Raw genomic sequence first — 14,671 nt, forward strand, 5'->3', positions numbered from 1 at the left:
GCAGCAGGCCGTACGACTGTGCGTATCCAGTCGCACGACTGTCAGATTAGTAGTACGCCCGGATGACACTCGACTGACAGACAAACGGTAAAAATCCATAGCTGCTACAGTCAGATCATTCACTGCCCATTTACCGGTTGGAGTTTTTTCACGGCATGAATGAGACCAGCCCCCATCTTCTGCTACGCGCGCCCGTTCCGCTGCAGGTGCGCCTGTCGTTCTGTGAAGCCACCCCGCGCGATCTCAAGCGCTGGATCGCCAATCTGCCCAAAGCCAACATCGGTGAAACCGCTCGTCAGCTATATAAAGGCTTGAGCGAACTCAATCAGCTGTTCACACCCAGCGACAATCGCCTGCAATTGCTCGAACTGCTGCGGCCTGAGGTGTATTACGTCTGCAAACACCTTGAGCAGCATTTCCTGCATCAATCGATTGTCCTCGACGAGCGTTCCCGCAAGATCGCCAACCTCTGCCAGGCGCTGCAAAGTCACTTGGCCATTGGCTATAAACAGATCGTGGTGCGCATTACACCGAAGTTCAGCAAGGACCGTGCGCCGCTGCTGACCCAGGCGCTGCAACGGGCGATCCATTGCCTGAACGGGCCGCTGATTCGCGCGACCAAACTCTATTGCCCGGTGCCGGAAGGCTTGTGGCTGGAGTTGCATCAGCTCTACCGGATCGCCTGCGCGCACCGGCTCCAGCACACGAGCCTGCGCGATGAGCTGGCCAGCCAGACGCAAATCCTGAGTATCGAACAGACGTACGTGGTCGCCTTGCTGCTGGGCGCCTCACGCTGCAACCAACTGCGCCAGCATCAGATAGCCCGGGTGGCCGAGGTGCTGGAGCCCTGGAGCCGATGGATCAAGCTGCAACCGGGCATGCCGGCCACCGGGTTGTTTGCCGTCGCGCAAGACCTCGACACCGGGCCGCGTTACCGCACCAAGTTCCGCGCAGAACAGCAGGAGAGTTTGCTGGGGATCGATCCGCAGCCGTTGGTCGCGGCAATTGAAGCTCATCTGCAAAAAAATGACAGTTCATCGCCACTGCCCGTGCCGGCGGGATTAAGCCTGGACACGTTGCAACACCTTCATGCCGCCTGGGGCCAGACGGCCGAGCGCGGTTTCCAGCGTACCGTGGGCCATGGCACGCTGACCCTGTGCCTGGGCATGAGCGCGCTGCATTTTTATCTGGGTGGGCAACGCTCATTCAGCGACATCCTGAAAAACCCCGGCGCCCGGCCTGCACAGTTTTCGGTGACGCCTGTGTCCGGCCGGGAAAAGGACCAATGGCACCATGCCTTCGACGCTGCACCCCAAGGCAATGCAGACGCTTTATTGCCCTACGAAGAGATCGAATATCCACAACTTCAGAATGACGACAGTCGCGAAGCGTCCGACCGCAATCAGCACTTCCCGACCCATGTCCTGTCAGTGGTCAATCACAGCCCCGGCGGTTACTGCCTGGCCTGGCCTGGCGCAGTGCCGGCCGAGTTGCAGGCCGGTGAGATGGTCGGTATCGAGGATGCTGCCGGTCAGGGTTGGAGCATCGCGGTGGTGCGCTGGATCCGCCAGGTGCGCGGCGGTGGCACGCAGATGGGTATCGAGCAGGTTGCCCCCTGCGCCGAGCCTTGCGGCCTGCAACTGGTGCGTACCCACGATGACCACAGCCAATACCTGCGCGGCCTGTTGCTGCCGCAAATCAGCGCCATCGACGTGCCGGCCACTTTGCTCGCGCCGCGCCTGCCCTTTCAGGAGGGCAACAAAGTCATGATCAATACCCACGGCGAGGAACGTCGAGTCGGGCTGGAACGGCGGCTGGCGAGCACCAACAGTTTCAATCAGTTCGCCTACCGTCCACTGGAGGTAGCCAGAAACGACAACGCCGCGGTGAGCGGCGCTGAGGAGGATTTTGATTCGCTGTGGAAAACACTTTGAGGAAGTAGCCGATCCCTGTCAGTCAATACGAGACTTAAAGCTGCCCGTCGCGATCCCGGAAACCCAGCAGATACAGCACGCCATCCAGCCCAAGGGTGGAAATCGCCTGCTTCGCCGACTGCTTGACCAGCGGCTTGGCACGGAACGCTACGCCCAACCCGGCAATCGCCAGCATTGGCAAATCGTTGGCGCCGTCGCCGACCGCAATGGTCTGCTCCAGACGCAAACCTTCCTTGTGCGCCAGTTCCTTCAGCAGATCCGCCTTGCGTTGCGCATCAACAATCGGCTCGACCGCCACGCCAGTCACTTTGCCGTCCACGACTTCCAGTTCATTGGCGAACACGTAGTCGATGCCCAGCTTGGCCTGCAATTGCTTGGCGAAATAGGTAAAGCCGCCCGACAGGATGGCGGTCTTGTAGCCCAGACGCTTGAGTTCGGCGAACAGTGTTTCGGCACCTTCGGTCAACCGCAGGGAGGCGCCGATGGAATCCAGCACGCTGACGTCCAACCCTTTCAACAAGGCCAGGCGCTCCTTGAAGCTGGCGCGGAAGTCCAATTCGCCGGCCATCGCCCGCTCGGTGATCGCAGACACCTGATCACCGACGCCGGCAGCCTTGGCCAGTTCGTCGATGACTTCGGCTTCGATCAGCGTCGAGTCCATGTCGAACACCGCCAGGCGACGGTTACGACGGAACAGTGAATCTTCCTGGAAGGCGATGTCGACGTTCAGTTCCTGCGCGACGCTGAGGAATTCGGCCCGCAGCGCTTGCGGATCAGCCGCTTCACCACGAACGGAAAACTCGATGCAGCCCTTGCCCTGATCGGCCGGGGTGTCCAGCGGCATGCGCCCGGACAGACGATCGATGTGGTCGATGTTCAGGCCATATTTAGCAGTGATCGAACTCACGGCCTGCAATTGTCCGGCGGTCACTTTGCGGGTCAGCAGGGTCACGATGTGGCGTTTCTTGCCTTGATTGCCAACCCACTGCTGGTAATCCTCTTCGGACACCGGTGTGAAGCGCACCTGCTGATCGAGCTTATACGCCGTGAACAGGATGTCCTTGAGCACCGACTTGCCTTGCTCGGTGTCAGGAATTTCAACCAGGATGCCGAACGACAGGGTGTCGTGGATCACCGCCTGACCAATGTCGAGAATGTTCACACCACCCTGGGCCAGAACGCCGGTAATGGCCGCAGTCAGACCCGGACGGTCGACTCCCGTGATGTTTATCAGGACGATTTCGCGCAAGGCGCACCCCCGCAAGTGGAAAAAAACCGCATTCTACCTACATTCAGTGACCATCGGGCACCGTGAGCGCTTTGACGGTCTAGGGCCTGTCGCTATACTGCGCGTCAACTTCACGGACAAAAGAGCCGAGCTCAAGTGAACCGGCCCACGCCAGTAAAAACCGATAACTTCTTTCTGCTGATCTTCCGTGCACTGCGCCACCGCCGTGTACCGATTGCATTGCGCATCGCCAGCCATAACGTGATCCTGGTCGCTCTGGCCCTGGTGATCTACGCCTGCGTAATGGGTTTGCAGTTCAAGCAGGCCATGCACGAACAGGCGGATGCGCTGGGCGAAAGCCTGACCACGCAGACGGCCACGTCCGCCACGGAGCTGTTGGTGTCCAACGACATCCTCAGCCTCAACGTGCTGCTCAACAACCTGACCAAAAACAAGCTGGTGGCTCACGCTGCCATCTACAGCGTGGATAACCGTATCCTCGCCGAAGCCGGTCAGCGCCCCAAGCACAGCCTGCTGGGCGAAGCCGAAGGCATGTACCAGAGCAAGATCACCTTCCAGGACGTGACCGCCGGGCAACTGCGCATCAGCCTGGACATGGATCAGTTCCAGCAGCCGATGACCATCAGCCTGCAAAGCATGGGCATTTTGAGCGCGATTCTGCTGGCGCTGTCCCTGGCCTTGAGCCTGCGCCTGGGTCGGCACATCTCCACGCCGTTGCTGCAATTGCGAGTGTGGCTGCGCCATATCGACGAACACACCCCGGCCACCGAGCGTCAGGATGAGATCGGCGATCTGGCCCGTCAGTTGCACGCCGACTTCGCGCCAGAGCCCGCCGAGCCGGAACCCGCTCCCGAGCCTGAATACGACGAAAGCGACTACGAAGACGCGGACGATAACGAGCCAACCTTCGAAGTGCGCAATTTGCGTGACCCGAGTTTCGATGAAACCAAGCCTGTGGCCGGCCTCAAACCTGCACCACGGCGCATTGTCAGCACCGTTGAAGACGATGATGACGACGATGATGACGACGATGCCTTTGCCGACTTGCGTGATGAATCAGCGGCGACCGCGCCGAAACCGCTAGTCAAACCGCAACTGTCGAACGTGCCGCAGCACAGCGCAGTGCTGGCCGTGCAACTGGGCGCCCAGGATCAGCTGCGTCGCCTGCCCCGCACACGCCTGGAAGAACTGCTCAAACGCTATCGCGACTGCCTCGATCAGGCCGCCTCGCTCTACCAGAGCGAACTGCACACCCTGAACGATGGCAGCACGCTGATGCTGTTCCACACCGAAGACAGCGGCGACGACTACCTGACCAACGCCATCTGTTGCGGTGAGCTGTTGCGGGCTCTGGGCCATCAATTGCAGATCGAAGTCGCCGACAGCGGCATCACCCTGCAATTGCAATTGGGCCTGACCCTGGGTGACGAGCTGTTCGGCCTTAGCCAGATCGATCTGCTGCTGACCGAATCCGCCCAGGATGCGTTGGCCCTGTCGCAACACAGCCGCAACCTGTTGCTGGTGGAGCGCAAGATCGGTGACGACGCGCTGATCCGCCAGCGCGCACGAATCCGACCGATCGCCAGCCCGGAAGGCGCTTGTTGCGTAGAGCGGCTGATGGAGCCTTATCCGTCGATGCTCGAGCGGCAACTGGCGCGGATGCATGAGCGTCGGGCGTAATAGCCCTGTTGTGAAGAAGCCCGCAGACGAGTGATTGTCTGCGGGCTTTTTTGTTGCCTGTCCTGGCCTCATCGCGAGCAGGCTCGCTCCCACAGGGATCTTCTGTGGACGCATCCTCTGTGAGCATCAGATATCCCCTGTGGGAGCGAGCCTGCTCGCGATGAGGCCCTCAGCAGCAAAGGAGATCCCCAACCCGCAGAAACAACAAAGCCCGCACATGGCGGGCTTTGTTCCTGGATCAATCCAGGCTTAGAACCTGAACACTTCCATATCGGTCCTGATCGGCGAAGCCATCGGGATCTTCGGTTGTTTGTCTTGCCCGGCTGCCGGTGCCGCAGGCTTTGCAGGAGCTTTACGTGGCGCCTCGGCGATCGGTGGCTGATTCGCCAGCGGCTTCAGCGCCGTCGACAGTTGCTGGGCCAGACGCTGCAACAACACACCCTGGGCCTGAACCTGAGCCGCCGTCCCACCCGCATGTTGCTCTTGCAGATGAATGATGCGGTTATCACGAACCTGGCCACGACGGTCGATCAGACGCCATTGCGCATCAAGGATCGCCGGTTGCGACTCACCCGAGTCCAGGCGAGTAATCGTCAGGAGAACCTGCACATCCGGCGTGAAGCCTACTGTCGCTGGCGCCAGCACCACGCGCTGGCTGTCCAGATGACCGGCGACCTGACGCAGCAGCAGCTGGTCGATATCCGACGACAGGCTACCCGCCCAACGACCATCCGTCGAAGCTTGCAAGCTGCCATCCGGCTGTCGCTGCAACAATGTTTCGCGTTGCAGATAATCGGCAACCGTTACCGGACCCAACAATACCGCCATGCCCGCGCTTTGCGCAGGCTGAGCCGGACTTCCGCTGTCCAGCTGATACAGCGACACCGGTTGGTGAACGCTGCAACCCGCCAGGCCAAGAACGCCGGCGAGCATCAAAATAAAAGGAAGGCGCAGAGCAGTCATCGTCCCATCCAGGTGGTTGCCACAAGGCTAACCACAGTGAAAATACTCAAAAAATGTGAAGAACGCTCGGCCACGCCGGCGCTTGAAAGGCCATATCATCCGTGAATATGCGTTCCGACTCCAGCGGCAAAGCGTCGATCTACGCGTTAAATCGTAGATCGAGCGCTCTAGGACGCTTAATTGAGGTTTTCGACGAGCAGTGCATCTACCCTCTGAAAGCCACGTGGCAGTTTGTTACCACGACGCCCACGCTCACCTTTGTAGTGTTCGAGGTCGTCCGCTTTTAGTGACAAGGTACGTTTTCCGGCCTGCAACACCAATGTGGCGCCATCCGGCAGAACGGCGATGTCCGTGACATATTCTTCGCGGCTGGCCACACGCTCGCCGGAAATCCCGATGATCTTGTTGCCTTTGCCCTTACCTAATTGTGGCAGGTCGCTGATTTTGAAAATCAGCAGGCGACCTTCGGTAGTCACCGAGGCCAGCCAGTTCTGTTCACGATCAGCCACCGGACGCGGCAGAATGACCTTCGCGTTGTTCGGCAGACTCAACAGAGCCTTGCCGGCCTTGTTCTTGGCTTGCAGGTCTTCACCTTTTACCACGAAACCGTAACCGGCATCGGACGCAATCACGTACAGCGAGTCGTCTTCCGGCATCAGCACGCATTCAAAGCTCGCCCCCGGTGGCGGCGTCAGACGACCGGTCAGCGGTTCGCCCTGGCCTCGGGCCGATGGCAGCGTGTGCGCGGCCACCGAATAGCTGCGACCGGTGGAGTCGATAAACACCGCAAACTGGTTGGAGCGCCCGGGCGCCAGAGCCTTGAAACCGTCCCCGGCCTTGTAGGAAAGCCCGGTGGCGTCGATTTCATGACCCTTGGCGGAACGAACCCAGCCTTTTTCCGACAGGACGACGGTCACTTTCTCGTTTGGCAGCAGATCGTGCTCGGTCAGGGCCTTGGCTTCGGCGCGTTCGACGATTGGCGACCGGCGGTCGTCGCCGTACGTTTCGGCGTCCTTGATCAGTTCGGTGCGCACCAGTTTTTTCAGTTTGGCTTCGCTGCCCAGCAGGGCTTGCAGCTTGGCTTGTTCCTTGAGCAGTTCATCCTGCTCGGCACGCAGCTTCATTTCTTCCAGTCGCGCCAACTGACGCAAACGGGTGTCGAGAATGTAGTCGGCCTGGATTTCGCTCAGGGCGAAACGCTCGATCAACGCGGCTTTCGGGTGCTCCTCGGTGCGGATGATGTGAATCACTTCATCCAGGTTGAGGTAGGCGATCAACAAACCGTCCAACAGGTGCAGGCGACGCTCGACCTTATCCAGGCGGAATTGCAGGCGGCGACGCACAGTCTGCACCCGGAATTCCAGCCACTCGACCAACAGCGCGCGCAGGTTTTTCAGCTGCGGCTTGCCGTCCAGACCAATGATGTTGATGTTGACCCGGTAACTCGACTCCAGCTCGGTGCTGGCGAACAGGTGGGTCATCAATGCATCGTGGTCAAAGTTTTTGCGTGCGCCCGGAATAATCACGATCCGGCACGGGTTTTCGTGGTCGGACTCGTCTCGCAAGTCAGCGATCTGCGGGGCTTTCGACGGTTTGGCCTGCATCATGGCCGCGATCTGTTCCAGCACCTTGGCGCCAGACACCTGATGCGGCAGCGCGGTGACGATGATGTCGCCGTCTTCGACGTGGTAAACAGCGCGCATGCGCACCGAGCCCTTGCCGGTTTCGTACATTTTCAGCAGGTCGGCGCGAGGCGTGATGATTTCCGCTTCGGTCGGGTAATCCGGGCCCTGGATGTGTTCGCAGAGTTGCTCGACCGTGGCTTTGGGCTCATCGAGCAAACGCACGCAAGCCGTGGCGACTTCGCGCAGGTTGTGCGGCGGTACGTCGGTGGCCATGCCAACGGCAATGCCGGTGGTGCCGTTGAGCAGGATGTTGGGCAAACGCGCCGGCAACACCAGCGGCTCTTCCAGCGTACCGTCGAAGTTCGGCCCCCAGTCCGCAGTGCCCTGGCCCAGTTCGCTGAGCAGCACTTCGGAATAACGCGACAGCCGCGCTTCGGTGTAACGCATGGCGGCGAAGGATTTGGGATCATCCGGCGCACCCCAGTTACCCTGGCCGTCGACCAGCGTGTAGCGGTAGCTGAACGGCTGGGCCATCAGGACCATGGCTTCGTAGCAGGCCGAGTCGCCGTGCGGGTGGAACTTGCCGAGCACGTCACCGACGGTACGCGCCGATTTCTTGTGCTTGGAATCGGCGTCCAGCCCCAACTCGCTCATCGCGTAGATGATGCGCCGCTGTACCGGTTTCAGGCCGTCGCCGATATGCGGCAAGGCACGGTCCATGATCACGTACATGGAGTAGTTGAGGTAGGCATTTTCGGTGAAGTCAGCCAGTGACCGGCGTTCTACACCGTCCAGGCTGAGATCAAGGGAGTCGCTCATGCGGGCCTCATCGGTTCGTTGTCTGGCGCAGCAGCATGGTGCCACCGCGCTGGGTAAATTCAAGTTTGTTCAGCGCGCTCATTCCGAGCAGCACTTGCTTGCCATCCAGGCCCGGCACGACGAGGGCGCGCACATCACGCAGCACAATGTCGCCCAGTTGCAGGCGCTCGATGCGGGTTCGATAACCCTGGGCTCGACCGTTGGCTGTGCTCAGGGTCACCCCGAAGCCTTTTTCCAGTTTCAGCCGTTCGGCCATTTCCGCCGGGATCGACACATCGGTCGCCCCGGTATCCAGCATGAAATCCACCGACTGGCCGTTGATCTGGCCACTGGCGACGAAGTGACCCTGGTTGTTACTGGCCAGTTTCACCTCGATAAAACCTTCGCCCTGCTCCGAGCTGACCACAATATTAGGATTCTGCTGACGCGCTTCCCACTCGCCGAAAAATCGAGTGGCCAGAAACAGCGCCGCGCACCAGGCCAGCACCATTAACACCCGACCGACGCGTTTGCCTGGCGGCTGCTGACTCATGACTTGGCACTCCAGCCACCTTCAGGCGCGGCAAAGCGCCAGACGATCGGCCGTTCCTCGCCATCGGCGCGGGCATCGTTGTTGTTGTCAGTGCCAATCCACGCGCCCTCGGCGTCAACAATCAACGCTTCGGTCAGGCCGTAGGGATTTGAATAGCGGCGCTGCACCTGCAAGGCTTCATCAGCAAAGGACCAGCAGCGCTCGACCTTGGCCGTCACCGAATCACGGCGGCAGATCTGGTAGGCGTTGCGCTCAAGGGTAAACAGCTTGCCGTTGAACAGCGACAGGTCGGCGAAGTCTCGGGTCACCGCTTTGGCTCGGGGAAACGGCGCCGGCTGCATTTCTTTCCCGGCTTCGCTCAGCAACACACAGCCACCATCGCAATCCCAGACCGTCTGTTTGCGCTTGATCAGCAACAAGCCACGGCTTTGACGCTCAGAGGCGAGCCACAATTGATCACCCGCCGGATTGATCGCCAGACCCTCGAACAACGCATTGAAGTGCAACAGCATGCCGCTGGCCCGGGCTTCGCGAATCAGCATCGGCGAGATTTTCAGCCAGGACGATGGCCCAACGGGTGGCACTTGCAGAATCGCGGCATGGGATTCGCTGACGAGGTAGCGATTACCGGCGCTGTCGCAGGTGATGCCTTCAAAGTCCAGATCCCCACCACGGACAAACGACGCCACCCAGGTTCGTGAACGCAAGCCCCAGGGCAAACCGCTGTCTGGCACCGGTGGTACGCCAATGGCCACGGTTTCGGCCTGCCATACCTTGTCGCGGGTATCGAGCCGGTAAATCTGGTCGTCGTCGCGATCCGATACCGTCCACAGGTCATTACCGCACTGGGCCAACCCTGACAGGTTGCCGCCGCGCATACCTTCAACGGGATGCTCGGACAACAGGCGCAGTTCCGGCACCGGCTCGGCAACCGCCGAAATCGAGGTCAGAAGCAACGCACACGCCAGGGCAAAGCCAACCCGCATCAGCCAAGAACCTCGGCCAGGTTGCCTTTGGATTCCAGCCAGGATTTGCGGTCACCGGCGCGTTTCTTCGCCAGCAGCATGTCCATCATTTCCGAGGTTGCGTCGAAATCTTCCAGCGTCAACTGCACCAGACGCCGAGTGTTCGGGTCCATGGTGGTTTCGCGCAGCTGCGGCGGGTTCATTTCACCCAGGCCTTTGAATCGTGTGACCTGCGGCTTGCCGCGTTTCTTCTCGGCCACCAGGCGATCGAGGATGCCATCGCGCTCGGCTTCGTCCAGGGCGTAGTAAATCTCTTTGCCCAGGTCGATTCGGTACAACGGCGGCATCGCGACGTAGACGTGACCGGCATCCACCAACGGGCGGAAATGCTGGACGAACAACGCGCACAGCAACGTGGCGATGTGCAGACCGTCGGAGTCGGCGTCGGCGAGGATGCAGATCTTGCCGTAACGCAGCTGGGCGATATCTGCCGAACCCGGATCGACACCAATGGCCACGGCGATGTTGTGCACTTCCTGGCTGGCCAGCACTTCGCTGCCGTCGACTTCCCAGGTGTTCAGAATCTTGCCGCGCAACGGCAGGATCGCTTGGAATTCCTTGTCTCGCGCTTGCTTGGCAGAACCGCCGGCGGAATCACCTTCCACCAGGAACAGCTCGGAACGCATCGGGTCCTGCCCGGCGCAGTCGGCGAGTTTGCCCGGCAGTGCCGGCCCCGCGGTGATGCGCTTGCGCTCGACCTTCTTGCTGGCCTTCAGACGGCGGCCGGCGTTGTTGATCGCCAGCTCTGCCAGCAACATGCCGGTTTCCGGGTTGGCGTTGAGCCACAGGCTGAACGCATCCTTGACCACACCGGACACGAATGCAGCCGCTTCACGGGACGACAGACGCTCTTTGGTCTGGCCAGAGAATTGCGGCTCTTGCATCTTCATCGACAGCACGAAAGCGATGCGTTCCCAGACATCTTCCGGCGCCAGCTTCACGCCGCGTGGCAGCAGGCTGCGGAATTCGCAGAACTCGCGCATCGCATCGAGCAAGCCCTGGCGCAGACCGTTGACGTGGGTACCGCCCTGCGCCGTCGGGATCAGGTTGACGTAGCTTTCCTGAACGCTGTCGCCACCTTCCGGCAACCACAACAGCGCCCAATCGACCGCTTCTTTGTTACCGGCCAGGCTGCCGCAGAACGGTTCGTCAGGCAGGCGCTCGAATTCGTTGACCGCGTCCACCAGGTAGGAGCGCAGGCCGTCTTCGTAATGCCACTCGACTTTCTCGCCGGTGGCCTTGTCTTCAAAACTGACCAGCAGCCCCGGGCACAGAACGGCCTTGGCCTTGAGCACATGCTTGAGGCGGCTGATGGAGAATTTCGGCGAATCGAAGTATTTCGGGTCCGGGGCGAAGAACACGCTGGTACCGGTGTTGCGCTTGCCGACGGTACCGATGATTTCCAGCTCGGTTTTCTTGTAACCGTCAGCGAAAGTCATCTGGTATTCGTTGCCGTCACGCTTTACGCGCACCCGGACTTCGTTCGACAAGGCGTTGACCACGGAAATACCCACCCCGTGCAGACCGCCGGAGAACTGGTAGTTCTTGTTGGAAAACTTGCCGCCCGCATGGAGCTTGGTGAGGATCAGCTCGACGCCCGACACGCCTTCTTCGGCGTGGATATCCACCGGCATGCCACGGCCGTCATCGCTAACTTCCAGGGAGTGATCGGCGTGCAGGATGACCTGCACCGAGGTCGCGTGCCCGGCCAAGGCTTCGTCGACGCTGTTGTCGATGACTTCCTGGGCGAGGTGGTTGGGCCGACTGGTGTCGGTGTACATGCCGGGGCGTTTGCGCACCGGGTCGAGGCCCGAGAGGACTTCGATGGCGTCTGCGTTATAAGAGCTAGCGCTGGGAGTGGCCATGGGGTCTCGTCGTCCGCCTGTAAAAAGAGTGTTCGTTGAAAATAGGGGCGACGGTTCACAAAGCAGTGAAATCAATCGCCTGATACAAATCTGCGCCGATGCCGGCAAAACTCAGCATTGCCGGCAATTGCTCGGCAAAACCCTGGAAGCTATGGTCGCCGCCGGCCTGGATGCGCAAGGCACAGGCCCGGTAATACTGCTGGGCGAGGCGGTAGTCCAGCGTTTCATCGCCGGTCTGCAACCATACCTGATACCGCTGCGGGTCCTGGGGCGCCGGCACTTCCAGCTCGGCCAAGGCCGTCACGTGGTCGTGGGTCAATTCCCAGGCCTCATCGGTATACAGGTTTTTCTGCGTCCCCAGATACCCGTCGAACATCCGGTGCGGGCTGACGGCAGGGTTGATCAACAGGGCCTTGAGGCCATGGCGCTCGGCCAAGTGAGTCGCATAGTAGCCGCCGAGTGAGCTGCCGACCAGCAGTGGCCGCCCAAGCTCCTCAATCGCCTTGTTTAGCTGACCGATGGCCTCACGCGGATGGTGATGCAAGGCCGGGACGCGCAACTGATCGCTCAAGCCCAGACGTTCCATTACTTGTACCAACTGCGTGGCCTTTTTAGACGAAGGCGCGCTGTTGAAACCGTGGATATAAAGGATCGAACCAGACATTTGAGCTCCCTGTGCGTCAGGTAAAGAAGGCGGAGTTTACAGGGAGTCGGGGGGATCGGGGATATCCGTGGGAACCAGGTTGTCTTGGCGGACGCCATCGCGAGCAGGCTCGCTCCCACAGGGATATGCATTCCAATGTGGGAGCGAGCCTGCTCGCGATGGCCGCGCCGCGGTCTTTCTGAGAGTTCAGTAACCGTTGGAGCCGTAATCGATCTGGAAGTCGAAACCGGTAACGCGTTCCACGCCGGTTTCCAGCTGACCATCCGGCAAAAGCCGCAACCACCGATACCCCGGCGCCTGGTCACTGACCTTGAAATCATCACTGCCCGGTTCGAACTGAATACAGGTCGAAGGCGAGGCAATCAGCCGCACGCCATTGCGAACCTGATCGATCTCTTGATGCACATGCCCCCATAAAACAGCGCGCACCTGCGCAAACCGATCCAGCACGGCAAACAATGCGTCTGGATTGCGCAATCCGATCGGCTCCATCCACGCACACCCGATCGACACCGGATGATGATGCAAGCACACCAGATGATGCCGTTCTGGCGCCTCGCTCAACGAGCGGACCAGCAACTGTAACTGCTCATCCTGCAAATACCCCGGCACCGAACCCGGTACGGCCGAATCGAGCAATGTGACGCGCCAGTTACCGACATCCACCACCGGCTCCAGCAACGCACTCTGCACGGCGGCCTGCGCCATGATCTGCGGCTCATCATGATTGCCGGGAATCCAGCGCGCCGGCGCATCGAGTTGCCGCGTCAGGTCACGAAACTGCTGATAGGACTCCAGCGTCCCGTCCTGAGAAAGATCGCCACTGGCAATGATCAAGTCGATCTGCGGCTGCTGACGCCGCACCAGCTCGATGACTTTTTGCAGGCTGTCCCGGGTATTCATGCCCAGCAACGTTTCGTCCGTTTCGGCAAACAGATGACTGTCGGACAGTTGCACCAGCAACGCCGGATCGGCGGTGGTCAAAGTGGATACGCTCGGCAAGGCGTTCTCCCAGGGCTGAATCACGGGATGGATGAGTGCCGCAATTATGCTGGGGGATGATCAAAAGGGGAAACCTGTGAACCTGACGCAGTTCACATCTACCGCTACCGCACCACCGCGTACTCGTGTCCGCAGGCCAGGCAATGGCTCAGCCACTCGCCCAGGAACATATTCAGCTGGGCCTTTTCGTCCGGCTGATGCATTGAGGCATTCGGGTAAGGATAGATGCCGCGAAAGCGTCGTGCATGTTCGGCGCTGACCACTTCGGCCATGCACGCGTCGTGATAGACCTGAACTTCCAGTTGCGGCACCGGCAGCCACGGCAGGCTGTGTTCCTGGCGTACTTGCAGGGTTGTGGTGTACGGGCAGACTTGAAGGACTTCGAGGGCCAGTACGCCGAGCATCTGCTCGCCGTGGGTCACGGCTATGCGCCGCGCCTCCGGTTCGTTGCGCATGTCGGGCAGCAATCGCATCAGGCGCGCGTAGTTGGCCTCGCAGGAGGCTTGCAGCCCCACCAGGTCGACCCTATAGCGATCGCGCAACTTGTTTACGACCATAACCCCCTCACTTCAACGCGGTTCAAAGCTAACCATTGCAAGGCAATGATGCTGGCCGCGTTGGCAATTCGTCCGTCGCGTACGGCTTGCAAGGCATCTTCGAACGCCCAGACCGTGACGCGGATATCTTCTGCTTCTTCCTCCAGCCCATGCAGGCCACCGACCCCTACACTGTCACAGCGCCCCAGGTACAAGTGCACAAATTCATTGCTGCCGCCCGGCGATGGAAAATATTTGGTCATCGGCCAAAGCGCCCCGAACACAAGCCCAGCTTCCTCCTGCGCTTCGCGGTGAGCAACTTCTTCCGGCACCTCATCCTTGTCGATCAGACCGGCGACCAGTTCGATCAGCCATGGATTGTCGGTTTTGCTCATGGCGCCGACGCGAAACTGCTCGATCAACACCACTTCATCGCGCTGCGGATCGTACGGCAGCACGCACACCGCATCGTGGCGAACGAACACTTCACGATTGATCTCGCGACTCATGCCCCCGGCGAACAATTCGTGGCGCAAGTGCACACGATCGAGCTTGTAGAAACCCTCGTAGCACTTTTCGCGCCGAACGATATCAACGGCGGTCGGAACGGCGTTGGCAAAATCAGTCATGACTATCCTCGTTTACTGCAAATCCGTTATGAGGCTCCTTTTTGTTACTTGCAACCTCGACTTCGCGCCATCCTAACGCGCCCGCGATGTTTGATGCAGCCCCTTTCCAGTCAGCGGGATAGACGGTGAGAGCAAAACCAACTCTAAT

12 protein-coding genes are annotated in these 14,671 nt (G+C 60.2%); 2 read left to right on the forward strand and 10 right to left on the reverse strand.

Annotation, left to right across the window (positions count from 1 at the left end):
- Positions 1 to 155 precede the first annotated feature (155 nt).
- Positions 156 to 1,934 (forward strand): molecular chaperone, encoded by a 1,779-nt coding sequence (locus ACQ4OB_RS18195; protein ID WP_430956161.1) that lies wholly within the window; start codon positions 156 to 158, stop codon positions 1,932 to 1,934.
- Positions 1,935 to 1,968: 34 nt separating this feature from the next.
- Here ACQ4OB_RS18195 and serB read toward each other — a convergent pair whose 3' ends face one another.
- A complete protein-coding gene (serB, locus tag ACQ4OB_RS18200) occupies positions 1,969 to 3,183 on the reverse strand; it encodes a phosphoserine phosphatase SerB (protein ID WP_008153333.1) in 1,215 nt (404 codons plus the stop codon).
- A gap of 135 nt (positions 3,184 to 3,318) precedes the next feature.
- Here serB and ACQ4OB_RS18205 point away from each other — a divergent pair, with 135 nt between their 5' ends.
- Positions 3,319 to 4,863, forward strand: a complete 1,545-nt coding sequence (locus ACQ4OB_RS18205; RefSeq protein WP_430956162.1) for an AhpA/YtjB family protein — start codon at positions 3,319 to 3,321, stop codon at positions 4,861 to 4,863.
- 249 nt (positions 4,864 to 5,112) lie between these two features.
- Here the strand turns inward: ACQ4OB_RS18205 and ACQ4OB_RS18210 are convergent, their stop codons facing one another.
- From ACQ4OB_RS18210 to ACQ4OB_RS18250, 9 genes are all read right to left on the reverse strand, one after another.
- Positions 5,113 to 5,826 (reverse strand): PqiC family protein, encoded by a 714-nt coding sequence (locus tag ACQ4OB_RS18210; RefSeq protein ID WP_074873166.1) that lies wholly within the window; start codon positions 5,824 to 5,826, stop codon positions 5,113 to 5,115.
- 176 nt (positions 5,827 to 6,002) lie between these two features.
- A complete protein-coding gene (gene parC, locus ACQ4OB_RS18215) occupies positions 6,003 to 8,270 on the reverse strand; it encodes a DNA topoisomerase IV subunit A (RefSeq protein WP_074873163.1) in 2,268 nt (755 codons plus the stop codon).
- A gap of 7 nt (positions 8,271 to 8,277) precedes the next feature.
- Positions 8,278 to 8,802 (reverse strand): retropepsin-like aspartic protease family protein, encoded by a 525-nt coding sequence (locus tag ACQ4OB_RS18220; RefSeq protein ID WP_430956163.1) that lies wholly within the window; start codon positions 8,800 to 8,802, stop codon positions 8,278 to 8,280.
- Positions 8,799 to 9,788: an esterase-like activity of phytase family protein gene (locus ACQ4OB_RS18225; RefSeq protein ID WP_074873158.1), complete on the reverse strand. Its 990-nt coding sequence runs from the start codon at positions 9,786 to 9,788 to the stop codon at positions 8,799 to 8,801. Before ACQ4OB_RS18225 ends, ACQ4OB_RS18220 begins: the two co-directional genes overlap by 4 nt.
- Positions 9,788 to 11,692 (reverse strand): DNA topoisomerase IV subunit B, encoded by a 1,905-nt coding sequence (parE, locus tag ACQ4OB_RS18230; protein ID WP_074873155.1) that lies wholly within the window; start codon positions 11,690 to 11,692, stop codon positions 9,788 to 9,790. Before parE ends, ACQ4OB_RS18225 begins: the two co-directional genes overlap by 1 nt.
- 55 nt (positions 11,693 to 11,747) lie before the next feature.
- Entirely contained in the window at positions 11,748 to 12,356 is a 609-nt protein-coding gene (locus ACQ4OB_RS18235; RefSeq protein WP_008153348.1) for a YqiA/YcfP family alpha/beta fold hydrolase, read from the reverse strand.
- Between the two features lie 186 nt (positions 12,357 to 12,542).
- Positions 12,543 to 13,358 (reverse strand): 3',5'-cyclic-AMP phosphodiesterase, encoded by an 816-nt coding sequence (cpdA, locus tag ACQ4OB_RS18240; protein ID WP_074873149.1) that lies wholly within the window; start codon positions 13,356 to 13,358, stop codon positions 12,543 to 12,545.
- Positions 13,359 to 13,462: 104 nt separating this feature from the next.
- Positions 13,463 to 13,915, reverse strand: coding sequence for a DUF1249 domain-containing protein (locus ACQ4OB_RS18245; protein WP_074873145.1), 453 nt, complete (start codon positions 13,913 to 13,915; stop codon positions 13,463 to 13,465).
- Entirely contained in the window at positions 13,906 to 14,523 is a 618-nt protein-coding gene (locus ACQ4OB_RS18250; RefSeq protein ID WP_074873142.1) for an NUDIX domain-containing protein, read from the reverse strand. Before ACQ4OB_RS18250 ends, ACQ4OB_RS18245 begins: the two co-directional genes overlap by 10 nt.
- Between the last annotated feature and the right edge of the window lie 148 nt (positions 14,524 to 14,671).

It is taken from the genome of Pseudomonas sp. ES4 (assembly GCF_050586665.1).
Classification (GTDB): Bacteria; Pseudomonadota; Gammaproteobacteria; order Pseudomonadales; family Pseudomonadaceae; genus Aquipseudomonas; species Aquipseudomonas frederiksbergensis.

Bases quoted from the DNA above. Each gene is read 5' to 3' on its own strand.
- ACQ4OB_RS18195 (WP_430956161.1), top strand. From the start codon at position 156: ATGAATGAGACCAGCCCCCATCTTCTGCTACGCGCGCCCGTTCCGCTG.
- ACQ4OB_RS18210 (WP_074873166.1), bottom strand. From the start codon at position 5,826: ATGACTGCTCTGCGCCTTCCTTTTATTTTGATGCTCGCCGGCGTTCTT.
- parC (WP_074873163.1), bottom strand. From the start codon at position 8,270: ATGAGCGACTCCCTTGATCTCAGCCTGGACGGTGTAGAACGCCGGTCA.
- ACQ4OB_RS18220 (WP_430956163.1), bottom strand. From the start codon at position 8,802: ATGAGTCAGCAGCCGCCAGGCAAACGCGTCGGTCGGGTGTTAATGGTG.
- ACQ4OB_RS18225 (WP_074873158.1), bottom strand. From the start codon at position 9,788: ATGCGGGTTGGCTTTGCCCTGGCGTGTGCGTTGCTTCTGACCTCGATT.
- parE (WP_074873155.1), bottom strand. From the start codon at position 11,692: ATGGCCACTCCCAGCGCTAGCTCTTATAACGCAGACGCCATCGAAGTC.
- ACQ4OB_RS18235 (WP_008153348.1), bottom strand. From the start codon at position 12,356: ATGTCTGGTTCGATCCTTTATATCCACGGTTTCAACAGCGCGCCTTCG.
- ACQ4OB_RS18245 (WP_074873145.1), bottom strand. From the start codon at position 13,915: ATGGTCGTAAACAAGTTGCGCGATCGCTATAGGGTCGACCTGGTGGGG.
- ACQ4OB_RS18250 (WP_074873142.1), bottom strand. From the start codon at position 14,523: ATGACTGATTTTGCCAACGCCGTTCCGACCGCCGTTGATATCGTTCGG.